Genomic DNA, 23,340 nt, shown 5'->3' on the forward strand with positions numbered 1-23,340 from the left:
GTTCGGGCGGTCCTGACCGCTACCGGAATCGGGCGGCCCCTGGCCGCGACCGGAGGTGCTTCGTGCGAGGAAAGAGGCGCGCGCCTCGTCCCCCGATCCCGTGGCGTTCACCGTGGACGCCGGTCGTGTGCCTGGCGGGCATGGTGGCGCTGGGGGCGCTCGTGTCGGTGTCGTTCCTGGTCAAAGAGGTCGTCGTGATCGTCGACGGCAGGCCGTCGCAGGTCCGCGCGTTCGCGGGGACCGTACGCGACGTGCTCGACGAGGCGGGGGTCTCGGTGGGCTACGGCGACCTCGTACGTCCCGCCGTGCAGGAGGACGTCACCGACGGATCCACCATCGAGGTGCGCCACGCCCGCCCGATCCTCCTGACCCTGGACGGCCACACCAGCCGCCACCTGGTCACCGCCACGAACGTCGGCGACGCCCTCGCCGAACTCGACCTCACTCCGGCGGCCGGCAAGTTCTCCGCGCCGCCGGACGACGCGGTGCCGCTGTCGGGGATGGAGCTGACCGTCTACACCAGGCGCAAGGTGTACGTGGTCGCGGGCACGAGCCGGATCACCTCCCGTACCACCGCCAGGACGGTGCGGGAGGTGCTCAGGAAGAAGGGCATCCCGCTGCGCCGCGGCTATGTGGTGACCCCGCCGCTCGGCAGCTTCCCCGAGGACGGGACGGTCATCACGGTCGCGCCGCCGCGCACCGTACCGATCCGCTCGGACGTCCTGCGGCTCAACTGGCAGGCCCTGGCAGTGTGCGAGGCCCAGGGCGACCCGGTGGCCTACAACCCGGACGGGCCGTACTACGGGATGTACCAGTTCAGCCTGCCCATGTGGCAGGCCGTGGGCGGCATGGGGATACCCAGCGCGTGGCCGGCGGAGGAGCAGACGTACCGGGCGCAGGTGCTCTACCAGCAGGTGGGCAACCGCTGGCAGAGCCAGTGGCCGAACTGCGCCGACCGCCTCTTCGACTCCCCCCGGTAACCCACCAGCCCACCGCCGATCCCGCCCGGCCTGCGCAGGTCCGGCCCGCCTGTCCGCCATCGCCCGTGAGGCGGGCCTGGGGCCGCACGTCCGCCGAGCCGTCGCCCCCGCCTGACCCGGCCCCGCCACGCGCCGTTCCGCCCATCCTGGCTCCTGCCACTGCTGACCTCGCCTGGCCCGATTGCGCCCGATGCGTATGGCGCTCCCCCAAGGCGTCCGGCAGCAGCTCCCGATCCTCCTCAAGGCCCCAGCTCGCGTCGGCGAAGCACCCTATGCGGCGCTCGTCCGCCACGGCAGGACCTCAGCCGAAGGAAGCCGGTTCATCCCGCCAGGGACGCCCCGAAGTCCGCGCCCTTGGGCGGCTTGACCGGCTGAAGGGCCTCGGCGTTCCGTCCGGCCACCGCCACCTGCCCGTACGGCTGCGCATCCGGCTGCCCCACGAACAGCTTGTTGCCGCTGAAGGCCACCGACCACCCGAACAGCCCGTCATCAGTGGCCAACCGCCGATCCTCGGCCGCGTCCTTCCAGGACACCACCCGGACCCCACCCCCGTACGGAGCGCCGATGGCCAGCCGACCATCCGCGGACGCGGCCATCGAGAACCCGAACGCCTGCTTGCCCCCCTGCGTCACCCTCCGCGTCGGCTTCCTGCCGGGGTCGAGCAGCTGCACGTATCCGGACCCGGGCGAGCTCACCGCGTACCCGGAGCCCTCCCCGTACACCACCGAGTAGCCGAACCTGTCACCGGAGACGTCGGTCGGCGAGTCCAGCTTGAACGACGTGATCTTGGGTGCCAGTACGTCGTCGATGAAGACCATCGACCCCGAGTCGATCTTCCCGGCCTCCACCTGGCGACCGGCGCCGTCGTCGTTCTCGTACGGGACGCCGACGACCAGCTCGTTCTTCGGCCCGAACGCCATCGACCAGCCGAACTGGTCGCCGACCTCGCTGTTGCCCCGCACGTCGTCGGACTCCTGGCTGATCCTGCGTAACTGGCCGGTGCCCTTGCGCACGTAGATGGCGCCCACGTCGGGAAGCCGGCCCTCGTCCTCGTACGGTGCGCCGATCGCCAGCAGGTCGCCACGCGCGGCCAGCGACCAGCCGAAGTGCGCGAAGCGCTGCGGCTGGGCCGCGGTCAGCCGCTGGGGAGGCGTGGCGCCGCCGCCGTAGACGACGTACGCGGCGCCGGCGTCCTCGGTGCCGTCCACGTCCGCGTACGGCGCTCCGATCACCAGGTCGGCGCAGGCGTCGGCGTCGACCTTGGCCAGCCGTACGGACCAGCCGAAGCCGTCGCCTGCGGCCAGGTTCGGGACGGCGACGGGGACGACCTTGTCGCCCGACAGCACGTTCACCGCGCCCTTCTGGCCGTCCGCGAACGGGTCGCCCACGGCGACGTCGTCCACCCCGTCGCCGTCGAAGTCGGCGGCCCCCGCACAGGCCGCCGCGCCGGTGTGCATGAGGGGTGCCCCGGTCGCGAGCATGAGCGCGATGAGCGTGGAGCGGATCATCACAGCGCGACCTCGATCTGCTTGCCGTTCTCGAGCATGGTCGCCGTCATCTTCACGGGTTTGCGGTACATGGCCAGGTCGAACACGAACGCGCTGTCCACCCGCCCGCCCGGCAGGATGGCCGGGGGCAGGGTGAGGGCGGCGGGATCGTGTTCGGCGCCACGGTCGTCGACCATGGTGACGACGGGCTGGATCAGCTGCCTGCGCTCGCCGCCCGGGTTGAGCATCGTCCAGCGGATCACGCAGAGCTGGCCCTGGGTCGCGGTCTTGCCCTCGTACTCCTTCAGCCCGCACTCCGGCGCCGACGCGACGATCGCGATGGGGTCGTCGAAGTTCGCGCCCAGCGCGAAGCGGCGGCCCACGTCGTTCGGGCCGGTGGTGGCGGCCGTCTGGGAGGGGGTGCCGGGGGTGGCGATGGTGGCCGTGTTGCGGGCGGATGTGACGATCAGTACGGCCACCGTCACGACGATGGCCAGCACGGCGGCAGCGGCGGCGATGAGCCACCGGGTGCCCTTCGTCCTGGAGCCGCCGAGGGTGTCGGGTTCGTCGCCCGCCAGGGTGCCGGGCGGCCGGGTGTCGGTGCCGGGCAGGCTGCCCTGCCGCAGCTGCGCCGGGACGTCCTGCCCGCCCGAGCGCCCGGCCAGCTCCTCCTGCTTCTTCTTGGCCAGGGCCTCGGCCTGAGCCTGCTCCCGCTGCCGCGCCTGCGCCTCCCAGCGCGCGAACTCCTCCTTGGCGGCCTCCTCCTCCCTCCGCGCCAGCTCCTCGACCGACGGCTGCCCCTGCTGAGAGGGCGACGTGGACGACGTGGACGCGGTGGACGCGGTGGACGGTGTGGACGGTGTGGACGCGGCGGCCTGGCTGCCGAACGAGCCCGGCACGCTGGGGGACCTGCCGGTGGCATCGCTCGGCGGGGGCGTCGTGAACGTGGCCGTGACGTCCGGCTCGTCCACGACGTTCTGCGGCGGCTGCCACTCGCTGAGCATCTCGGTCGCGACCAAGGTGGGCGGATCGGCGGGGCGCTCCGGCGCACTGCCTCCCACCAGGGCGATCAGGAGATCCTGTGCCGAGGGGCGCGCGGCGGGGTCCATGGAGGTGGCCCGCCGTACTAACTCGTTGAGCGGCGCGGGCAGCGCGCCCAGGTCGGGCGGGGTGTTGAGCACGCGCGTGGCCAGCGTGATGGGGTCGCCGCGGCCGAACGGGTGCCGTCCGTTGCCCGCGTACGCCACCAGGCAGCCCCAGGCGAAGATGTCGGCCGCCGGGTTGACCACCTCGCCGCGCACCTGCTCGGGGGCCCACCATCCGGGGCTGCCCAGCAGTTCGCCGGAGAGCGTGAACCCGGTCTCCCGGTCGAGCGCCCTGGCGATGCCGAAGTCGATCACCCTGGGCCCCGACAACGAGAGGATCACGTTCGCCGGTTTCAGGTCTCTGTGCACCAGCCCGGCCACGTGGATCGCCGCCAGCGCCGCCGCGACCCCCAGCGCGACGCCGTGCAGCGGCCCCGGTTCCAGAGCCCCATATTTCGAGATCTGATCAGAGAGTGGGGTGCCCGCGATGTACTCGGTCACCATGTACGGACGTCCGTCCCCGGTGTTGCCGTTGTCCAGCACCTGGGCAGTGCAGAACGAGGCCACCCGGCGCGCGTTCTCGACCTCCGCATGGAACCTGGCCGCGAACCCCTCCTGATTGGCGAACTCCGCCTTGACGACCTTGAGCGCGACAAATCGCCCCGTCGGTGCCCGCGCGAGGAAGACGGTTCCCATGCCGCCCTCGCCGAGCCGGCCAAGCAGCCGGTACGGTCCGATTTCCCGCAAGTCCGTCGGGCGGAGCGGTGCGGCGCCCGTTGGCTCCATGAGGGACGTCCCTTCCTGTTCCACGCCATCCTCTCCTTTGGTCTCCCCAAGCGCCATCGATGGTTCTTCGATGCGAGAGACTGGTTGGATGATGAGGCTGTTGGGCCCTGCAGAAATACGTATTTTGGCGGACAAGCTAGATCTTCGTCCGACAAAAAAGCTAGGCCAGAACTTCGTGATCGACGCAGGGACCGTCCGGCGCATCGTCCGCGTGGCCGATCTTTCGGAGAACGACGTGGTCATCGAGGTGGGGCCGGGTCTCGGCTCGCTCACCCTCGCCCTCCTGCCCTCGGCCGCGCACGTGGTGGCCGTCGAGATCGACCCGGTGCTGGCGGACCAACTCCCGATCACGGTGGCAGACCGCGGGGGGCTTGACAAGCTCACGGTCGTGAACGCGGACGCCATGAGGATCACCCCGGACGACCTGTCCGGCTTCACCCCCACGGCCCTCGTCGCCAACCTCCCCTACAACGTGGCCGTGCCGGTGGTGCTCCACCTCCTTGAAGTCCTGCCGTCCCTGCGCAAGGGCCTGGTCATGGTCCAGTCGGAGGTCGCCGACCGCCTCGCCGCCGGCCCCGGCTCGAAGGTGTACGGAGTGCCGTCGGTCAAGGCCGCCTGGTACGCAGACGTCCGCCGCGCCGGTCCGGTCGGCCGTACCGTCTTCTGGCCCGCCCCCAACGTCGATTCCGGCCTCGTCTCCTGGGTACGCCGCGACCCGCCCACGACGAGCGCGTCGCGCGAGGAGGTGTTCGCCGTGGTGGACGCCGCCTTCGCCCAGCGCAGAAAGACCCTGCGCGCGGCCCTGTCGGGATGGGCGGGCAGCGCGGCCCAGGCGGAGGAGGCGCTGAGAGGGGCCGGCGTGGACCCGTCGACTCGCGGGGAACAACTCGACATCACGGCCTTCGCCCACATAGCCGAACACAAACCCTAACCCTCCCCAACCCCACCGTTTTCGCCGCCCTTAAGCCCACCGCCCCAACCCCACCGTTTTCGCCGCCCCAAGCCCGCCGTTTCCGCCGCCCCAAGCGGCCCTTTTCCACAGCCCGCCCCACCCAGGCCCCCGCTTTCCACAGAATCGCGTTCGGCCCAACCCCACCCCCCGCCACCGAATGATCCTGGCCTCCACACCCACCACACGGTCAGGAGGCCACCGTGATCACCTTCGCCACCTTCCTCAGGCTCACCCTCGGCGGCGGCCTCTTCGGAGGGCTCATCGCGGTCCTGACCCCCCTCCCAACCGCCGCCCAAGCCGCCGCCGCGACCCCGCCCCCGCGCGGCGACACCCAAGACCGCAGAACCACGACCCTCACAACCGAAATCGAGCCCCTTCAACGCACCTCAGACGAAAAGACCACGGATCCCACAACCGGACTCGGGTCGCTCCTTCGCACCCCCGCCGGCAGGACCACCCTCACCAGGGGCCAGATCGCCGCCTCGGCCGCCCTGAACCAACTGGGAGTCTCCTTCTCCTGGGGCGGCGGCTCAGCGAAAGGCCCCACCATCGGCATCGGGAGAGGCGCCGGCACCAGAGGCTTCGACTGCAGCGGCCTGACCCTCTACGCCTGGTCAAGGGCCGGAGTCACCCTCACCCACTACACCGGCGCCCAGTTCCGCCAAGGCCGCAGAATCCCGTTCCGCGCCCGACGTACAGGCGACCTGCTCTTCTTCGGCGGCGGCACGGGTGACCCCACCCACGTGGCCCTGTTCCTCCAGGACGGCCTCATGATCCACGCCCCGAGGACAGGCGACGTGGTCAGAAAAACGAACTTCCTCGCCTCGCCGTACTTCCGCTCCACCTACCGAGGCGTCGTACGCCCAGGCTGAGCGCAGACCTTCACCAGCTCGCCGACCAGCCCGGAGAGCAGCTCCTGATCCTTCTGCCTGGACGGCTCGTACTCCATGAGCCCCAGCCCCACCACCTCAAACCGCTCGGCGACGGCGGCAACGAGCGCGAGCAACTGATCAGGCTGCAGCCCGCCCGGCGTAGGACACCCCACACTCCGGAAAACCAGAGGATCGAGCACATCGAAGTCGACATGAACGTAGACCACGGGCCCGCACCCCTCAGCGCCGTCCTCCCCGAGAGCGCCGGCCCCACAGCCCTCGATCGCCGCCACAAGCCCGGCAGCATCCACCACCGGAAGATGCCGAACCCCGTTTTCCTGAACGAAATCAACTTCACCCGAATCGAGATCCCGCACCCCCGCGAGCACGATCCGCCCAGGCGCCAAGGGCTCCCGGCCCACCAGCCCCTCGGGCCCCTCCCCGGTGAGCGCCCGCAGCACCATCCCGTGATAGGCCCCGGAAGGCGATGACTCGGGCGTGTTCAGATCCCCATGAGCATCGAACCAGACGACGACCAGCCGATCCCCGTACCGCTCCCGAGCCGCCGCGACCGGCTCAAGCTCAACCCCGCAATCCCCGCCAACCGCGACAAGGAGCCCACCGTGACCCTGCCCAACCGCCGCACGCACCTTCGCAGCCGTCGAACGGAGATCGTCATCAACCTCCACGCACACCCGCCGCTCCGCCCCCACCATCTCGGCCAGCAGCCGCGCCCCTTCCCGCAGCCGCTCAGCCGTAGGAGCCCCGGACCCCCGCCACTGGCCCACCTCGACGACTGTCACCCCGGCGTCCACGGCCACCTCAGCCTTCTTGCTCCCGCATGGCGAATCGGATGGTCAGGACGGTACCCGAGCACCGAAGGCAGGCGAAAAGAGGGCCAACAGCAAAAGGGGTCAGACCAGAGTGGCGCCCTGGACCGGGCCGTGGGCGGCCACGGCGGTGTGGGCGGCGCCCGTGGTGGTCAGGCTGAGGGCCAGGTCACGGGCGTGGAGCGCGTCGATGGCCAGGAAGGCACAGGTCGGGCCCGACCCCGAGACGATCGCGCCCAGAGCTCCGTGCTGGCGGCCCGCGTCCAGGGTGGGAGCGAGTTCCGGCCTCAGGTTGAGCGCGGCCGGCTGGAGGTCGTTGCTCAGATGAGCGCCCAGGGAGTAGGCGTCGCCCGTGCCCAGCGCCTCCATCAGGGAGTCGTCCAGCTGAGGCCAGGGCACCTCGGCCCCTTCGGCCGCCCTCAGGCGGTCGCATTCGGCGTACACGCTGGGCGTGGAGAGCCCGCCGTTCGCCAGCGCGAACACCCAGTGGAACGTGCCCCCGGTGGGCAGCTCACTCAACTGCTCGCCACGACCGGTGCCCACCGCCGTGCCGCCGAGCAGCGAGAACGGGACATCGCTGCCCAGGTCACCGGCGATCTCCATGAGGTCCTCGAACGGCAGCCCCAGCCCCCACAGCTCATTGCAGGCCACCAGCGCACCGGCGGCGTCCGCGCTGCCCCCCGCCATCCCGCCCGCCACGGGGATGTCCTTCTGGATGATCAGATCCGCGCCGTAAGTGCGACCCGCGTGCTTGGCGAGCGCCCGAGCGGCCCGGATCGCCAGGTTGCTCTCATCGGTCGGCACCTGGTCGGCCCACTTGCCGTTCACCGCCACGGTGATCGACTCGGACTCCTTCGCCACCACCTCATCGAAGATCGATACTGCGTGGAAGACGTTCACCAGGTCGTGGTAGCCATCTTCCCTGAGCGGGCCGACAGAAAGCTGCACGTTGACCTTCGCGGGCACACGTACGGTCACCGAACTCATCGATCTTCTGCCACTCTCATCACTTGCCGGGGTCAAGGACACTCGATGTTATCGAGGCCCGCCGCCCTGACATGCGGTTCTCGAAAGATGACCACGGGAACGGCCGACTCCCCAACACGCAGAGTCAAGTTCGTGGACATTTGCCCCGGATCCTGACCGGTGACAAGAAGTCATCTAACCATCCCCCACCGCTTCCTCCCAGTTGCCCGATTCCACCGCCCACCCTGGAAGGCTCCTCAGAACCCCACCCGCCGCCCAGGCCCCGCAGTACCCGCACGTCGCGGACGCTCCCAATGACGACGCCTCATCCCGAAGCGGCTGACCCCTTGCAACGCGCCTCTTCTGCGGCGATGGGCTTCTCCTGGGGCGATGCGCTTCTCCTGCCGTGATGCGTTCCTCCTGCGGCGACGCGCCTCTCCTGCCGCGATGCGCGCCTCCTGCAGTGGCTAGCGCTTCCTGCAACGGCGGATGCTTCGCGCGGGGTGGATGTTGTGCGAGACGAGGACGCCTCCGACGTGCCGTTTCCTGCGGCGATGTGCGCCTTTATGGCGACTGGCGCTGCTGCGCCGGCGGGCGCTTCGTGCGGCGTGGACGTGGTGTGCGACGCGGCCATCTCCTGCAACGCGTGTCTCCTCTTATGACGTGCGTCTCTCCCGCGGCGGTCTACGCCTCCTGCGGTGGTTGGCCTCTCCTCCTGCGGTGACGTGCGCCCCGTGCGACTGCGGATGCCTTATGTGACGTGGGCGTTTCGCGCGATGTGGACGGCTCTCAAGGCGTTGACATCCGTGCGACGGACGCCCCTCCATGCGGAGTGCGCCTCGTGTGTACGGAGGCTGCCTCATGGTTGGCACGTGCGTTGCGTGCGGAGACTGTCCCGCGATCGGGACATACGTTGCGTGCGGAGGCCCGCTCCGTGATCGGGACGTGCGTATGCCTGGCTGGGAGTGCGGGTGATGCGGAGGGCGGGCTGGAGGTGCGCAAGATCCCGGGCGTTGGGTGGGCGGGGAGCCGATACCCTGAGGAGGTCATGAATCTGGTCAATCTTGAGTCGGTTTCCCATGCGTATGGGCCCAAGCCGCTTCTCAGCGACGTCTCCCTGGGCGTCGAGGCGGGCGAACGCATCGGTGTCGTCGGGCGTAACGGGGGCGGGAAGACGACCCTCCTGTCCGTGATCGCGGGAGCGGTGCGGCCCGACAAGGGGCGGGTCACGCATAACCGGGGCCTGCGGGTCGGGTTCCTGTCGCAGCAGGACACGCTCGACGCGGGTACCGCCGTGCGCGAGATCGTCCTCGGTGGGCGGGCCGAGCACGAGTGGGCGGGGGATCAGCGCGTACGCGAGATCCTCGCCAACCTGATCGGTGATCTCGACCTCGACGCCACGGCCGGCGACCTGTCCGGTGGGGAGCGCAGGCGTACGGCGCTGGCGCGGTTGCTCATCGACGACCATGACCTGATCATGCTGGACGAGCCCACGAACCACCTCGACATCGAGGCCATCGCCTGGCTGGCCGGGCATCTGGCGGCGAGGAAGAGCGCGCTGGTGGCCGTGACGCACGACCGGTGGTTCCTCGATGCGGTGTCGAGCCGTACATGGGAGGTCGTGGACGGGCGGGTCGAGCGATACGAGGGTGGCTATGCCGCTTATGTGCTCGCGAAGGCCGAGCGGGCGCGGATCGCGCAGGCCGCCGAGGAACGCCGCCAGAACCTCATGCGCAAGGAGATCGCCTGGCTGCGCCGAGGCCCGCCTGCGCGCACGTCCAAGCCGAAGTTCCGCATCGAGGCCGCCCAGGCACTGATCGCGAACGAGCCTCCGGCGCGCGAGACCGTCGAGCTGATGAAGTTCGCCGCGGCCCGTCTCGGTAAGACCGTTTACGACCTTGAGGACGTCACCCTGCACGCCGGCGGGCCGGACAGCGGGCCGCTGGTGCTCGACGATCTCACATGGCAGTTCGGCCCAGGCGACCGCATCGGGCTGATCGGGGTGAACGGCTCCGGCAAGTCGTCGGTGCTGCGCCTGCTCGCGGGCACGGTGGTGCCCGACTCGGGGCACGTGATCAAGGGCAAGACGGTACGCCTGGCGCACCTGTCCCAGGAACTGGCCGAGGTGGATCCGACCCGGCGGGTGCTGGAGTCGGTGGAGGAGGTACGCAAGTACCTCCAGGTCGGAAAGCGGGAGTGGACGGCCTCTCAGCTGCTCGAACGCCTGGGGTTCAAGGGCGAGGCGCAGTGGAAGGTCGTCGGTGACCTGTCCGGCGGCGAGCGGCGGCGGCTGCAGCTCCTCCGGCTCCTCATGGACGACCCCAACGTCCTGCTGCTCGACGAGCCCACCAACGACCTCGACATCGAGACGCTCAACGAGCTCGAGGACCTGCTGGACGCCTGGCCCGGCACGCTGGTCCTGGTGAGCCACGACCGCTACTTCCTGGAGCGGGTGACCGATCGGTGCGTGGCGCTGCTCGGCGACGGCAGGCTCTCGCTGCTGCCCGGCGGGGTGGACGAATATCTCGAACGCCGCGCGGCCGGCATGGCCCTGACCGCCCGCCTCGGCGCCTCGGTGAACTCCACGACCGCGCAGCCGTCCAGCGCCGCTGCCGTATCGGGCGGCGTTGCGAGCACGTCCGTGCCCGACCAGGCGAAGGCCGGGACGGCGGGGCTGTCGGCCAAGGAGGAACGGGAGCTGCGCAAGGAGCTCAACCGCCTGGAGCGCCAGCTCGACAAGCTGAGCGACCAGGAGTCCCGCCTGCACGCGGCCATGGCGGATGCGGCCAGCGACTACGAGAAGCTGGGCTCGCTCGATGCCCAGCTGCGCGAGATCAACGCCCAGAAGGACACGGTCGAAGCGGAGTGGCTTGAGGTGGCCGAGCAACTGGGCGACTGACGCTGCCTATCGCCACCCACCCACCCGTTGCGAAGGGCTAGTGGGGGGCGTCGAAGGGGGCGAGGAGGGTGCGGAGGAGGGTGGAGAGGGCGCGCTGATCGTCGGGGCCGAGGCCGGACAGGAGTTCGTGCTCCCGCCGCAACAGGTCGGCGAAGGCCGCGTCCACCCGGGCGACGCCCGTGTCCGTCAGGGACACCAGGACGCCGCGGCGGTCCTCCGGGTCGGGGCGGCGGCGCACCAGGCCCGCCTGGGCGAGCCGGTCGATGCGGTTGGTCATCGTCCCCGAGGTGACGAGCGTGGCCCGCAGCAGGGCGCCCGGGCTCAGTTCGTACGGCTTGCCGGCCCGTCGCAGCGCCGTCAGCACGTCGAACTCCCACGGCTCAAGGTCGTGCTCGGCGAACGCCGCCCGCCTGGCCCGGTCGAGATGCTTGGCCAGTCGTGACACCCTGGAGAGCACCTGGAGCGGCTCGACGTCGAGGTCGGGGCGCTCCGCGCGCCAGGCCGCAACGAGGCGGTCAACCTCGTCTCTAGCATCCTCCGTCATGACACAAGAGTGTACTGTCTTGACATCGAGATATCTCTCTCGATATCAATTATCTTCATGTCAAGAGATATCTGGGACCCGGTGACGTACGCCGTCTACGCGGACGAGCGGTCGCGGCCGTTCATCGAGCTGATCTCCAGAGTCGGGGCGGTCGACCCCGATTATGTCGTGGACGCGGGCTGCGGCAGCGGCGAACTCACCGTTGAGCTGGCCAAACGCTGGCCGCGTGCGACCGTGGAGGGGTTCGACTCCTCGCCCGCGATGATCACCAAGGCCCGCGGGCTGCAGTCCAAGGTGAGGTTCGCGGTGGCCGACGTGGCCATGTGGCGGCCCGACCGGCCGATGGACGTGATCGTCTCGAACGCCGTCCTGCAGTGGGTGCCGGAGCATCGCGCGGTGCTGGAGCACTGGGTCGAGGACCTGGCCCCCGGAGGCTGGCTGGCGTTCCAGGTGCCGGGGAACTTCGACGCGCCCAGCCACGTCGCCATCCGCGAGCTGTGCGCCTCCCGCGCCTGGTCCGACAGGCTCGGCGGCGTCCTCAGGGCCCATCCGGTCGACGACCCCGTCGACTACCTGGACCTGCTCAACCAGGGCGGCTCTCAGGTGGACGCGTGGGAGACGACCTACATGCACGTGCTCCAGGGCGAGAACCCGGTGCTCGACTGGGTCTCCGGCACTGCCCTGCGCCCGGTCTTCGACCGGCTCGACCAGGGCGAGCAGCGGCGGTTCAGGCAGGACCTGGCCAAGTTGCTCGCCGAGGTGTACCCGGCCAGGAGCTACGGCACCCCCTTCCCGTTCCGGCGGATCTTCGTGGTGATGCAGAAATGATCAGAGCCCTCCACCACGTCCAACTTGCCGCGCCAAGGGGCAGCGAACCGGAGCTGAGGCTCTTCTATGAGGGCGTGCTAGGGCTGCGGGAGGTGCCCAAGCCCCCTGAGCTGGCCAAACGCGGTGGGGTATGGTTCAGGGGCGAGGGTGTGGAGGTCCACCTCGGCATAGAGGACGACTTCAGGCCCGCGCGCAAGGCGCACCCCGCGTTCCTGGTGGACGATCTCGACGCGTACGCCGCCGGCGTGGAGCCCGATCTCCTCTTCCCGGGCTACCGGCGGGTTTACCTCTCGGACCCCGTCGGCAACAGAATCGAGCTCCTGCAGGTCGTGTGATGTTCACCTCAAAGTGGCATGATGTTCCGAAATCGGACTCTTGCGAGGTGTAGTGGGCATCGAGATCGAGGACAAGTTCGACGTTCCTCCCGAATACGCGATTCCGGACCTGAGCCGCCTGGCCGATGTCGTCGGCCCGAGGAGCTATCAGCTGGTGGCTCTCTACTACGACACCGCCGACCTGCGGTTGGCCGCCCGAGGCGTCACGCTCCGGCGGCGACGAGGCGGCGACGATCCCGGCTGGCACCTGAAACTGCCCAAGGCCAAGGGTGTGCGCCAGGAGATCACCCATCCCCTCACCCGTAGCACCAAGATCGTGCCCGAGGAACTGGCCGAACTCGTCCGCGCCTACACCCGCGGTGCCGAGCTCCAGCCGGTCGCCGAACTGGACACCCGCAGGACCATCACCGTCCTGGTCGATGGCGACGTCAAGCTCGTCGAGGTCGCCGACGACCGCGTCAAGGGCACCGTGCTCGGGGAGGAGCCCAAGGTCGTACGGTGGCGCGAGGTCGAGGCCGAGCTGTACGCCCCCGATCGCCAGGCCGTCCTCGCCAAGGTCGGCAAGCGCCTCAGGAAGGCCGGCGCGACGCCCGCCACGAGCGCCAGCAAGCTCGCCAGACTGCTCGAACCCGCCCCGCCCCCCAAGGCCCCCACCGAGCCCGGCACCGCGGGCGAGATCGTCGTCGCCTACCTGGCCGGCCAGGTGAACGCACTCCTCGCGCAGGATCCGCGCGTACGCAGGGCCGAGGACGACGCCGTGCACCAGATGCGCGTGGCCGCCCGCAGGATGCGCAGCGCGCTCAAAGCGTTCAAGAGCGTCGTCGCCGACACCGCCCACGTCCAGGACGAGCTGCGCTGGCTCGGCAACGTGCTCGGCGAGGCCCGCGACCTGGAGGTGATCAGGGCCAGGTTCGCCAAGGAGCTGGCCAGGCTGGAGCCCGAGCTGATCCACGGCCCCATCCAGGCCCGGCTCGGCACGGACCTGCTCGAACGCGAGCAGGAGGCGTACGGCCGCATCAAGGAGACACTCAGCGGCGACCGCTACTACCTCCTCCTCAACGCGCTCGACCAGCTCGTCTCCGCCCCGAAGCTGGAGAAGGCGGCGGTCAAGCCGGCTCAGGAGAAGCTCACCGACATCGCGGCGGCCGGCTGGAACAGGGTGACGAAGGCCTACGACACCGCTCAGGCCATAGAGGACCCGGAACGTCGTGAAATAGCCATGCACGACGTGCGCAAGGCCGCCAAACGCGCTCGTTACACCGCCGAAGCGCTCCAACCCACCCTCGGCGCGAACATGGCCAAGCTCGCCAAACTCTCCGAGAACGTCCAGGAGGTCCTGGGAACGCACCAGGACGGCGTGGTCGCGCAGGAGACGCTGGCGAAGGAGGCCGAGAGCGCCCGCCAGGCAGGTGAGGACACGTTCACGTACGGCGTGCTCATCGGTCTCGAACGCAGCGCGGCCGACCAGGCGTACGCGGAGTTCCCCAGAGTCTGGGCAGAGACGGTCAGGGCGGTTATGAAGGTTCTATGAGGAACCTTCCCACCATCCCCTTCGAGCGCGGCAGCCTGCTGGAGGTGCCCGCGGCGTACCGCGAGCTGCGGGACGAAGAGGGCATCGCGAAGGTACGCACCCCGATGGGTGACGAGGTCTGGCTGGTCAGCGGCTACGAGGACGCGCGCAGCCTGTTCAACGACCCCCGGCTCGGGCGCTCGCATCCCGAGCCGGACAAGGCCGCCCGACTGTCGGGCTCGGCCCTGCTCGGCGGCCCCCAGGGCGACATCGCCACGGAGAAGGCCGAGCACGACCGCATGCGCAAGCTGTTCATGCCGTCCTTCTCGGCCCGCAGGATGAAGGCGCTCGGCGACCACGTCGGCTCGCTCGTGGACGAGCGGCTCGACCACCTGGCCAAGCTGGCGCCGCCCGTCGACCTGCACGCCGAGCTCTCCTTCCCGCTGCCCGTGCTGGTCATCTGCCGGCTCCTCGGCGTCCCGTACGAGGACAGGGAGTACTTCGGGGGCGTGTCGCTGCGCATGGGCGACGCGCTGGACCTGGAGAAGGGCCAGGCCGCGCGTGAGGAGCTGGGCGCGTACATGGCCGGTCTCATCGAGCGCAAGCGGCACGAGCCGGCCGAGGACGTGCTGTCCGACCTGGCGAACGAGCTGGACGACGACGGGAGGATCGCCGAGCTCGCCGGCACGCTGCTGTTCGCCGGCCACGAGACCACGGTCAACCGCATCGACTTCGGCGTGCTGCTCCTGCTCGCCAACCCCGCTCAGCGCGACCTGCTCATCGCCGACCCGGGGCTGGCGCCGGGCGCGGTCGAGGAGATCCTGCGCATGGCCGTGCCGAGCCTGCACGGCCTGCCCAGGTACGCCCACGAGGACATCGAGATCGGCGGCCACACGATCCGCCGGGGCGAGGCCGTGGTGCTCACCCCGGGCGTGGCCAACCGGGATGAGCGGATCTATCCGGATCCGGAGGTGTTCGACATCCGGCGTCCGCAGACCGACCCGCATCTGAGCTTCGGGTACGGCCCGCGCTTCTGCGTCGGCGCCAGCCTGGCCAGGGTCGAGCTGGTGGCCGTGTTCAGCCGGCTGTTCCAGCGCTTCCCCACCCTGCGGACGGTCGTGCCGGTCGAGGAGCTGCCACGCAGCGAGGGCCGGATCGCCGACGGCTTCGCGGAGCTGCCGGTCACCTGGTGAGCGGCGCGGGTGGTCAGGCCGCGTAGCGCTCGACGCTGACGACCTGCCCGCCCGCCCTCTGCAGCACGGCGAACGCGCCCTTGCGCAGGTGCACGTCCTTCCCGCTCAGCGTCTTGATCAGGTCGGGGAGCACCTTGCGGTGGCTGCACACGGCCGCGGGCACGGTGATCTCCCCGACCAGGGCGGGCGTCTTCTGCGGGTCCTGCCCCTCCTCGCTGAGCAGGCAGTCGAGCTTCACCTCGGCCCCGTACGGCTCCAGGGTCTGGACACATCGGGCGTTGGGGGAGCTGATCAGCAACTCGGGCCGGTAGGCGGGCAGCACGGTGGCCAGGTGCGCAGCCTGGGACCGGCCGTCGGCGTCGAGCGGGCGCAGGGCGTCGTCGTCCTGCCAGTCGTGCCTGGAGCCGGCCGAGCCGTGCCGTACGAGGACGAGGGGCACGGTCTCCAGCGGCGCGGCTCTCAGCGCGCGCAGCAGCCCCACGTCCCATTCGTACGTCAGCAGCCGTCTGGCCTCCTCTAACGGCAGCCAGCGCAGCTCGTCCACCTCTTCGCCGGGGGCGAACCCGTCGTCGGCGGCTGTCCGCGCCGTCCAGTAGTCGACCCGCTTGAGCCGCCCGGCGCTGAGGTAGTGGACGGGCGGCAGCGCGCGGCCGAGCAGCACGGTCAGCCCGGTCTCCTCCCAGACCTCGCGCAGCGCGCCGGCGATCACGTGCTCGCCGGACTTGAGCTTGCCCTTGGGGAAGGTCCAGTCGTCGTAGGTCGGCCGGTGGATGACGGCAACCTCGGGGCGGCTCTCCTCGCCCCTCCAGACCACGGCTCCGGCGGCGCGGAGCAGGTCAGTCATCAACGGTCCTCCAGCGGCGCGTGCTGATGAGATGGCTCTGCGGGTCCTCGCCCGGGTGGCGGGCCCACTTGCCGTCGGAGTTCAGCACCCACGCGTTCGTGGTCTCGGCCATGACCAGGTCCATCAGCTCGATGAGGTAGGCCTTGTGCTGCGGTGACGTCACCTTGACCAGGGCCTCGACGCGGCGCTCGAGGTTCCTGCGCATGAGGTCGGCGCTCCCGATCCAGATCTCGGGACGGCGGCCCAGGCCGAACTCGTACACCCGGGAGTGCTCAAGGAAGCGCCCCAAGACCGACCTTACGCGGATATTTTCGGACAAATCTGGGATGCCGGGGCGGAGGCTGCAGATGCCCCGCACCCACAGGTCCACCGGGACGCCCGCCCTGGACGCCCGGTAGAGCGCGTCGATGATCGGCTCGTCCACCAGGGAGTTCGTCTTGATCCTGATCCGCGCCGGGCGCCCCGCCTCCTGGTGGGCGATCTCCCGCTCGATCCTGGCCAGCAGCCCGCTGCGCATCGAGTGGGGCGCGACCAGCAGCCGCCGGTAGGCGGAGTGATTGGAGTAGCCGGTCAGGTGGATGAACAGGTCCGTCACGTCCTCGCCGACCAGCGGGTCGGCCGTGAGCAGGCCGAAGTCCTCGTACTGCCGGGCGGTCTTGGGGTTGTAGTTGCCGGTGCCGATGTGGCAGTAGCGGCGCAGCTCGCCCGAGGGCTCCTGGCGGACCACGAGCGCCAGCTTGCAGTGGGTCTTCAGCCCGACCACGCCGTAGACGACGTGGCAGCCGGCCCGCTCCAGCTTGCGTGCCCAGGAGATGTTCGCGTGCTCGTCGAAGCGGGCCTTGATCTCCACGACCACGACGACCTGCTTGCCGGCCTCGGCCGCGTCGATCAGCGCGTCCACGATGGGGGACTCGCCGCTGGTGCGGTAGAGGGTCTGCTTGATCGCCAGGACCCGCGGGTCGGCCGCGGCCACCTCGATGAAGCGCTGCACGCTGGTGGCGAACGAGTCGTACGGGTGGTGCAGCAGCACGTCGCGCTCGCGCAGGATCGAGAAGAGGTCGTCCTCGGCGTTGATCACCTCGGCGGGCACGAACGGCCGGTAGCTCAGCTCGCCCCGGTCCAGGTCGGCGATGGCGTGCAGGCCCGACAGGTCGAGCGGCCCAGGCAGCCGGTAGATCTCGTGCGGCGCCAGCTCCAGCTCCTCGACCAGCGGCGCCAGCACCTCGGGGGTGATCGTGTCCTCGACCTCAAGGCGCACGGGCGGGCCGAACCGACGCCTGAGCAGCTCCTTCTCCAGAGCCTGCATGAGGTTCTCGGTGACGTCCTCGTCGACGTCGAGGTCCTCGTTCCTGGTGACGCGGAAGGCGTGGTGCTGGAGGATCTCCATGCCCTTGAACAGCTGCCCCAGGTGGGCCGCGATGACATCCTCAAGGGGGACGAACCGGTCCTTCGAGGCCGGCACGAATCGCGGCAGCTGCGACGGGACCTTGACCCTGGCGAAGACCGTGTGATCGGTCGCCGGGTTCCGCACCAGGACCGCGAGGTTCAGGCTGAGCCCGGAGATGTAGGGGAAGGGGTGCGCGGGGTCCACGGCCAGCGGCGTCAGGACGGGCCTGATCCGCTCCCTGAACAGCTTGCGCAGCTCCGTACGCTCCTCGCGGCCCAGCTCGTCCCATCTGACGATCTCGATGCCCTCGGCCGCGAGCTGCGGGGAGATGTGGTTGTGGAAGGCCGCGGCGTGCCGCCTGGCCAGGTCGTCGGCGATCGTGGCGATCCTGGCCAGCTCCTCGCGGGGCTTCAGCCCGCTCTTGGTGCGCAGCAGGAGGCCCGTGGCCATGCGGCGTTTCAGACCCGCGACCCGTACGCGGAAGAACTCGTCGAGGTTGCTCGCGAAGATCGCCAGGAAGCGCACCCGCTCCAGGAGGGGCGTCGATGGATCTTCGGCCATGTCGAGCACGCGCTCGTTGAACTGGAGCCAGCTCTCTTCGCGATTGAGAAACCGCTCCTGTGGCAGGGGCAGGTCGTTGGTGGGCTGGAACGGTTCCGCGGACATATGGCCTATATTGCCCCGTTTGGTTGAACAGAACGTTAACGTGGTCGCAACGGCTTATCCCGGAAAGTCAACCACGCTCAACCCAATCGTCACTCAAGACATCCCCCCTGTTCAAGCCCACCTGCGGGCTCGTGGCTGAGGGGTGCGGGTGCCCGCCCGCGGCCCGCCGCTCCGAACCGTCCCGCCGACGGTGGCCGGGGTCAGTCCTGGTGGTCGGTCTGTTCGAGGCGGGCGGCGCGTTCGGCGAGGCGGGCCTCGCGCTGGCGGATCTTGTCCTCGCGCTCCCGCGCCTTCTCCGCCTCCTTCAGCAGCCGCTCCCGCTCCTTGAGGTCCCGTACCCGCGCCTTCTCGGCCTCCTTGAGCTCCCGGACCCGCGCCTTCTCCGCCTCCTTGAACTCCTTCTCCCGTGCCTTCTCCAGCTCGCGCAGCTCCTTCTCGCTCGTGCGCGGCTTGGCGGGGACGGACTGCTGCTCGCGGCTCGTGGCGGTGATCACCGGGTTGGGGTTGAGGCCGGTCAGGCCGTTCCAGGCGAGGTTGACGAGGTGGGCGGCGACCTCCTCGCGGCCCGGCTTGCGTACGTCGAGCCACCACTGCCCGGTCAGCGCGACCATGCCGACCAGCATCTGGGCGTACATCGGCGCGAGCTTGGGGTCGTAGCCGCGGGCCACGAACTCGTCGGCCAGGACGTCCTCGACCTGGCTGGCGATCTCGCTGATCAGGCTCGCGAACGTGCCGGTGCCGGAGGCGGCGTGGGAGTCGCGCACCAGGATGCGGAAGCCCTCGCTGCTCTCCTCGATGTACTGGAGCAGCGCCAGCGCGGCCCGCTCCAGTTTGATCAGGGAATGGGACGCGGCCAGCGCCTCGGTGATCATGGCGAGGAGCTTGCGCATCTCGCGGTCCACGACGACCGCGTAGACGCCTTCCTTACCGCCGAAATGCTCATATACCACGGGCTTCGACACCTGTGCGGTAGCTGCGATCTCCTCGATAGAGGTCCCGTCGAACCCCTTCTCCGCGAAGAGGGTGCGGCTGATCTGGATCAGCTGCTCTCTACGCTCGCTACCGGACATGCGCCTGCGAGATCGGGGTTCGGTCACGGTCTCCATAATGACGGCCACGGGTGCGCGGCCGCTCACCGGCTGATCTACATCAGGCAATGCGCTTCGCCGCCAGGCGCTCCGGGCTCGGCCAGCGGACGTCGTGCACCCAGCCCAGCTTCTCGAAGATCCGGATGAGCCCGGCGCTCAGGTCGATCTGGCCCTTGAGCGCGCCGTGCCGGGCGCAGGTCGGGTCGGAGTGGTGCAGGTTGTGCCAGGACTCGCCGAAGGACGGGATGGCCAGCCACCAGACGTTGCGCGACTTGTCACGCACCTGGAACTCCTCCTCGCCGAAGACATGGCAGATGGAGTTGATCGACCAGGTCACGTGGTGCAGCAGGCCGATGCGGACGAGCGAGCCCCAGAACAGCGCGGTCACCGCGCCCTGCCAGGACCAGGTGACGAGCCCGCCGATCACGCCGGGGAGCAGGATCGAGGCGAGGGCGATCGGGCCGAACCACTTGTGCAGCTTGATGATGTCGGGGTCCTTGCACAGGTCAGGGGCGTACTTCTCCCTGTTGGTGCGCTCGCTCTCGAACAGCCAGCCCATGTGGGCGTACAGCAGGCCCTTGGACAGGGACTTGAAGCCGGGGCCGAAACGCCACGGCGAGTGCGGGTCGCCCTCCTTGTCGGAGAACTTGTGGTGCTTGCGGTGCGTGGCCACCCAGTCGAGCACGGACATCTCCAGCGACAGGCTGCCCGCGATGCCCATCGCGATCTTCAGCGGTCGCTTGGCCTTGAACGAGCCGTGGGTGAAGTAGCGGTGCAGGCCCACGGTCACGCCGAGCCCGGAGACCACGTAGAAGACGAAGGAGATGGCGATGTCCGTCCAGCCGAGCCCCCATCCCCATGCGAACGGCACCGCGGTCGCGATCGCGATCAGCGGCAGCCCGACGACGAGGACGAAGGTGACCAGTTCGGCCTTGCTTCTGGGCTCAGGCTCGAAGTCAGGCTTCGGCGTCGGGGCTGAACGCGCGGTGACAACGGTCATGGACGACCTCCAACGGCATGTATGAGGATGTATGTCCGGGCTACGCAACCGTAACCTACGCTAGCGTAAGTAAGGAAGCCCTAAGTCGTTAATGGGGGGAACGTGACGCTCTGCAGAACAAGGTGGGTGGGGTTCGCGCCTTGCGCCGTTTAGGGCGGTCTGTTATGGGTCGGCGCGTCGTGCACCTGCCGCTACCTGGCACTTCGCGCCCGAGTCGGGTGGGGGGCGTAATTACGGGCGCGCGCCGGGGCGCGGGCTCGGTATCGTAGGGATGTGTCGGATGCCACGCGTCCGATCTATCCCGGATCGTCTAATCGGCAGGACAAGTGGTTTTGGTCCACTTTGTAGGGGTTCGAGTCCTCTTCCGGGAGCTGTGACCTGTTCCCCCGGCGACAAGGTTCGAGGTGCGGCCAGGTATCCTCACGGTGTCGGGAGGGTAGCGGTGCGGTAGACGTACCAAATGCCCTGATCCGTCCAGCCACAGGGAGCCTCAGTCCGTGAGTGTGCCGCGCCCGGCAGCCGTCATCGTCCTCGCCGCCGGCGAGGGCACCCGGATGAAGAGCCAGACCCCCAAGGTCCTGCACGAGCTATGTGGCCGTGCACTGGTCGACCACATGCTCGCAGCCGCCAGAGACCTCGGTCCCGAGCAGCTGATCGTCGTCATCGGCCACGCGCTTGAGCGGGTCGGCGGCCACCTGGCCGCCACCAGCCCCGACGCGCGCGCCGTCGTCCAGCGTGAGCAGCGTGGCACCGGTCACGCGGTCCGCATTGTGCTCGAAGAGGTCGGCGTGATCTCCGGCACGGTGCTGGTCACGTACGGGGACGTGCCGCTCATGCGCCCGCGAACCCTCGCCGAGCTGCTCGAACGGCACGAGGCCGAGGGCAACGCGGTCACCGTGCTGACGGCCAACGTGCCCGATCCGACCGGCTACGGGCGGATCATCCGCGACGAGAGCGGCGCCGTGCTGGAGATCGTCGAGGAGAAGGACGCCAGCCCGGAGCAGCGCGCCATCAAGGAGATGAACTCCGGGATCTACGCCTTCGACGGCTCGCTGCTCGCCGACGCCGTCAAGCGCGTGTCCACCGACAACGCCCAGGGCGAGGAGTACCTCACCGACGTCCTGGCCATCCTGCGCGGCGACGGCCACCGGGTCGGCGCCTGCGTCGCGGACGACTTCGTCGAGGTCGAGGGCGTCAACGACCGCGTCCAGCTCGCCGCCGCCCGCAAGGTGCTCAACCTGCGCCTGCTCGAAGACCACATGCGCGCCGGCGTGACGATCATCGACCCCGGCAGCACCTGGATCGACGTCGGCGTGCGGATCGCGCCCGACACGGTCATCCACCCCGGCACCCAGCTCCACGGCGACACGGTGATCGAGACCGGTGCCGAGGTCGGCCCCGCCACCACGCTGACCGACACCCGCGTCGGCGAGGGGGCCGTCGTCCGCAACGCCGTCTGCGACAGCGCCGACATCGGCCCCGAGGTCAACGTCGGCCCCTACGCCTACCTCCGCCCCGGCACGGTGCTCGGCCGCAAGTCCAAGGCCGGCACATTCGTCGAGATGAAGAACACCAAGGTCGGCGAGCGCTCCAAGGTGCCGCACCTGTCCTACGCGGGGGACGCCACGATCGGCGACGACGTCAACATCGGCGCCTCCACCGTCTTCGTCAACTACGACGGAGTCAGCAAGCACCGCACCACGATTCGCGACGGCGTGTTCGTCGGCTGCGACACCATGCTCGTCGCTCCGGTCACGGTGAATGACGGCGCCTACACGGCGGCGGGCTCGGTGATCGTCGACGACGTGCCCCCCGGCGCCATCGGCGTGGCGCGTGCGCGACAGCGCAACATCGAGAAATGGGTCTTGCGCAGGCGCGCGGGCACGAAGTCGGCCGCGGCCGCCGAGCGGGCGCTGGCCGAGCAAGAGCAGCAGGAGAGTGGCACATGACCAGCATCAAGCAGCCAGGAGAGAAGAATCTCATGCTCTTCTCCGGCCGGGCCTATCCTGAGCTGGCCGAGGAGGTGGCGGAGCACGTCGGCGTCTCCCTCACCCCCACCAAGCTGATCGACTTCGCCAACGGCGAGATCTACGCCCGCTATCTGGAGTCCGTACGCGGCTGCGACGCCTTCGTCATCCAGAGCCACGGCGCGCCCATCAACCAGTGGATCATGGAACAGCTGATCATGGTCGACGCGCTGAAGCGGGCCTCCGCCAAGCGCATCACCGTGGTCATGCCGTTCTACGGCTACGCCCGCCAGGACAAGAAGGGCCGCGGCCGCGAGCCGATCACGGCCCGGCTGATGGCCGACATGTTCAAGACCGCGGGCGCCGACCGGCTCATGTCGATCGACCTGCACACCTCGCAGATCCAGGGCTTCTTCGACGGTCCCGTGGACCACCTGTTCGCGATGCCGGTGCTGGAGAGCTACCTCAAGAACAAGCTCGACCTGGAGACCACCACCATCGTCTCGCCCGACACCGGCCGCGTCCGGCTGTCGGAGCGCTGGGCCGACACGCTCGGCACGCCGCTGGCGTTCATCCACAAGCGCCGCGACCTCGACGTGGCCAACCAGGTGAAGGTCAGCGAGGTCGTCGGACGGGTCCGCGGCCGCACCTGCGTGCTGATCGACGACATGATCGACACCGCGGGCACCATCTGCAAGGCCGCCGACGCCCTCTACGAGCAGGGCGCCACCAACGTGATCACCGCCGCCACCCACGCGGTCTTCTCCGAGCCGGCCGTCGACCGGCTGAAGAACTCCCGGATCTCCGAGGTCATCGTCACCAACACGCTGCCGCTGGCGGAGGCCAACAGGTTCGACAAGCTGACGGTCCTGTCGATCGCGCCGCTCATCGCCCGCGCGATCACCGAGGTGTTCCAGGACGGCTCGGTCACGAGCTTGTTCGAGGGCGACACGTGACCTGTGACGGCTCCGCAGCGAAGCGAGGACAGCCGTCACAGCTTCCGGGCGGGGCCCGGCAGTTGGCGCTGACGGCTCCGCAGCGAAGCGAGGACAGCCGTCACAGCTTCCGGGCGGGGCCCGGCAGTTGGCGCTGACGGCTCCGCAGCGAAGCGAGGACAGCCG

At 69.5% G+C, this 23,340-nt stretch carries 19 protein-coding genes and 1 tRNA gene; 11 read left to right on the forward strand and 9 right to left on the reverse strand.

Annotated features, from left to right (window positions below; genetic code table 11):
• Nucleotides 1–62: 62 nt before the first annotated feature.
• Nucleotides 63–980: a ubiquitin-like domain-containing protein gene (locus ACIBQ1_RS10555; protein WP_397276281.1), complete on the forward strand. Its 918-nt coding sequence runs from the start codon at nucleotides 63–65 to the stop codon at nucleotides 978–980.
• 320 nt (nucleotides 981–1,300) lie between these two features.
• On the opposite strand, the gene ACIBQ1_RS10560 is transcribed toward ACIBQ1_RS10555, so the two are convergent.
• A complete protein-coding gene (locus ACIBQ1_RS10560; protein ID WP_397276282.1) occupies nucleotides 1,301–2,488 on the reverse strand; it encodes a hypothetical protein in 1,188 nt (395 codons plus the stop codon).
• Nucleotides 2,488–4,362 (reverse strand): serine/threonine-protein kinase, encoded by a 1,875-nt coding sequence (locus ACIBQ1_RS10565; protein ID WP_397276284.1) that lies wholly within the window; start codon nucleotides 4,360–4,362, stop codon nucleotides 2,488–2,490. Before ACIBQ1_RS10565 ends, ACIBQ1_RS10560 begins: the two co-directional genes overlap by 1 nt.
• A gap of 46 nt (nucleotides 4,363–4,408) precedes the next feature.
• Between ACIBQ1_RS10565 and rsmA the strand changes: the two genes are divergently transcribed.
• Together rsmA and ACIBQ1_RS10575 are read left to right on the forward strand one after the other, a co-directional pair.
• Nucleotides 4,409–5,269: a 16S rRNA (adenine(1518)-N(6)/adenine(1519)-N(6))-dimethyltransferase RsmA gene (rsmA, locus tag ACIBQ1_RS10570; RefSeq protein WP_397276286.1), complete on the forward strand. Its 861-nt coding sequence runs from the start codon at nucleotides 4,409–4,411 to the stop codon at nucleotides 5,267–5,269.
• Between the two features lie 221 nt (nucleotides 5,270–5,490).
• A complete protein-coding gene (locus ACIBQ1_RS10575; protein WP_397276288.1) occupies nucleotides 5,491–6,162 on the forward strand; it encodes an NlpC/P60 family protein in 672 nt (223 codons plus the stop codon).
• Here the strand turns inward: ACIBQ1_RS10575 and ACIBQ1_RS10580 are convergent.
• Together ACIBQ1_RS10580 and ACIBQ1_RS10585 are read right to left on the reverse strand one after the other, a co-directional pair.
• Nucleotides 6,135–6,983: an arginase family protein gene (locus tag ACIBQ1_RS10580; protein ID WP_397276289.1), complete on the reverse strand. Its 849-nt coding sequence runs from the start codon at nucleotides 6,981–6,983 to the stop codon at nucleotides 6,135–6,137. The two genes, ACIBQ1_RS10575 and ACIBQ1_RS10580, sit on opposite strands and share 28 nt — an antisense overlap.
• A gap of 93 nt (nucleotides 6,984–7,076) precedes the next feature.
• Nucleotides 7,077–7,979 carry a 4-(cytidine 5'-diphospho)-2-C-methyl-D-erythritol kinase gene (locus tag ACIBQ1_RS10585; protein WP_355369327.1) on the reverse strand — a complete coding sequence of 301 codons (903 nt, stop codon included), beginning with the start codon at nucleotides 7,977–7,979 and terminating at the stop codon, nucleotides 7,077–7,079.
• 1,027 nt (nucleotides 7,980–9,006) lie between these two features.
• On the opposite strand from ACIBQ1_RS10585, the gene ACIBQ1_RS10590 reads away from it, so the two are divergent.
• A complete protein-coding gene (locus ACIBQ1_RS10590) occupies nucleotides 9,007–10,857 on the forward strand; it encodes an ABC-F family ATP-binding cassette domain-containing protein (RefSeq protein ID WP_397276291.1) in 1,851 nt (616 codons plus the stop codon).
• Between the two features lie 37 nt (nucleotides 10,858–10,894).
• On the opposite strand, the gene ACIBQ1_RS10595 is transcribed toward ACIBQ1_RS10590, so the two are convergent.
• Nucleotides 10,895–11,401, reverse strand: a complete 507-nt coding sequence (locus tag ACIBQ1_RS10595; protein WP_397276293.1) for a MarR family winged helix-turn-helix transcriptional regulator — start codon at nucleotides 11,399–11,401, stop codon at nucleotides 10,895–10,897.
• A 57-nt stretch (nucleotides 11,402–11,458) separates the two neighbouring features.
• Between ACIBQ1_RS10595 and ACIBQ1_RS10600 the strand changes: the two genes are divergently transcribed.
• From ACIBQ1_RS10600 to ACIBQ1_RS10615, 4 genes are read left to right on the forward strand one after another with little or no spacing between them, the layout of a single operon-like run.
• Nucleotides 11,459–12,229, forward strand: a complete 771-nt coding sequence (locus tag ACIBQ1_RS10600; protein ID WP_397276295.1) for a trans-aconitate 2-methyltransferase — start codon at nucleotides 11,459–11,461, stop codon at nucleotides 12,227–12,229.
• The gene (locus ACIBQ1_RS10605) at nucleotides 12,226–12,564 is read left to right on the forward strand and encodes a glyoxalase (RefSeq protein WP_397276297.1); all 339 of its coding nucleotides are present in this window, start codon (nucleotides 12,226–12,228) and stop codon (nucleotides 12,562–12,564) included. The genes ACIBQ1_RS10600 and ACIBQ1_RS10605 overlap by 4 nt, the downstream gene beginning before the upstream one ends.
• A 52-nt stretch (nucleotides 12,565–12,616) precedes the next feature.
• Complete coding sequence (locus ACIBQ1_RS10610; protein ID WP_397276298.1) at nucleotides 12,617–14,095, forward strand: CHAD domain-containing protein; 1,479 nt, start codon at nucleotides 12,617–12,619, stop codon at nucleotides 14,093–14,095.
• The gene (locus tag ACIBQ1_RS10615; protein ID WP_397276300.1) at nucleotides 14,092–15,267 is read left to right on the forward strand and encodes a cytochrome P450; all 1,176 of its coding nucleotides are present in this window, start codon (nucleotides 14,092–14,094) and stop codon (nucleotides 15,265–15,267) included. Before ACIBQ1_RS10610 ends, ACIBQ1_RS10615 begins: the two co-directional genes overlap by 4 nt.
• A 13-nt stretch (nucleotides 15,268–15,280) precedes the next feature.
• On the opposite strand, the gene ACIBQ1_RS10620 is transcribed toward ACIBQ1_RS10615, so the two are convergent.
• The 4 genes from ACIBQ1_RS10620 to ACIBQ1_RS10635 form a co-directional block, all read right to left on the reverse strand.
• Nucleotides 15,281–16,111: an NUDIX domain-containing protein gene (locus ACIBQ1_RS10620; RefSeq protein WP_397276302.1), complete on the reverse strand. Its 831-nt coding sequence runs from the start codon at nucleotides 16,109–16,111 to the stop codon at nucleotides 15,281–15,283.
• Nucleotides 16,104–18,164 (reverse strand): RNA degradosome polyphosphate kinase, encoded by a 2,061-nt coding sequence (locus tag ACIBQ1_RS10625; protein WP_397276303.1) that lies wholly within the window; start codon nucleotides 18,162–18,164, stop codon nucleotides 16,104–16,106. The genes ACIBQ1_RS10620 and ACIBQ1_RS10625 overlap by 8 nt, the downstream gene beginning before the upstream one ends.
• A gap of 200 nt (nucleotides 18,165–18,364) precedes the next feature.
• Nucleotides 18,365–19,270 (reverse strand): TetR family transcriptional regulator, encoded by a 906-nt coding sequence (locus ACIBQ1_RS10630; RefSeq protein ID WP_397276750.1) that lies wholly within the window; start codon nucleotides 19,268–19,270, stop codon nucleotides 18,365–18,367.
• Nucleotides 19,271–19,313: 43 nt separating this feature from the next.
• Nucleotides 19,314–20,252 carry an acyl-CoA desaturase gene (locus ACIBQ1_RS10635; protein ID WP_397276305.1) on the reverse strand — a complete coding sequence of 313 codons (939 nt, stop codon included), beginning with the start codon at nucleotides 20,250–20,252 and terminating at the stop codon, nucleotides 19,314–19,316.
• 299 nt (nucleotides 20,253–20,551) lie between these two features.
• Here ACIBQ1_RS10635 and ACIBQ1_RS10640 point away from each other — a divergent pair.
• From ACIBQ1_RS10640 to ACIBQ1_RS10650, 3 genes are all read left to right on the forward strand, one after another.
• Nucleotides 20,552–20,623: transfer RNA gene (locus tag ACIBQ1_RS10640), tRNA-Gln, on the forward strand.
• A 126-nt stretch (nucleotides 20,624–20,749) separates the two neighbouring features.
• Nucleotides 20,750–22,201 (forward strand): bifunctional UDP-N-acetylglucosamine diphosphorylase/glucosamine-1-phosphate N-acetyltransferase GlmU, encoded by a 1,452-nt coding sequence (gene glmU / locus ACIBQ1_RS10645; RefSeq protein ID WP_397276307.1) that lies wholly within the window; start codon nucleotides 20,750–20,752, stop codon nucleotides 22,199–22,201.
• Nucleotides 22,198–23,175, forward strand: a complete 978-nt coding sequence (locus ACIBQ1_RS10650) for a ribose-phosphate diphosphokinase (protein ID WP_355369351.1) — start codon at nucleotides 22,198–22,200, stop codon at nucleotides 23,173–23,175. The genes glmU and ACIBQ1_RS10650 overlap by 4 nt, the downstream gene beginning before the upstream one ends.
• The last annotated feature ends 165 nt before the right edge of the window (nucleotides 23,176–23,340 follow it).

Origin of the sequence: Nonomuraea sp. NPDC050153 (assembly GCF_044460125.1) — a bacterium.
Classification (GTDB): domain Bacteria; phylum Actinomycetota; class Actinomycetes; order Streptosporangiales; family Streptosporangiaceae; genus Nonomuraea.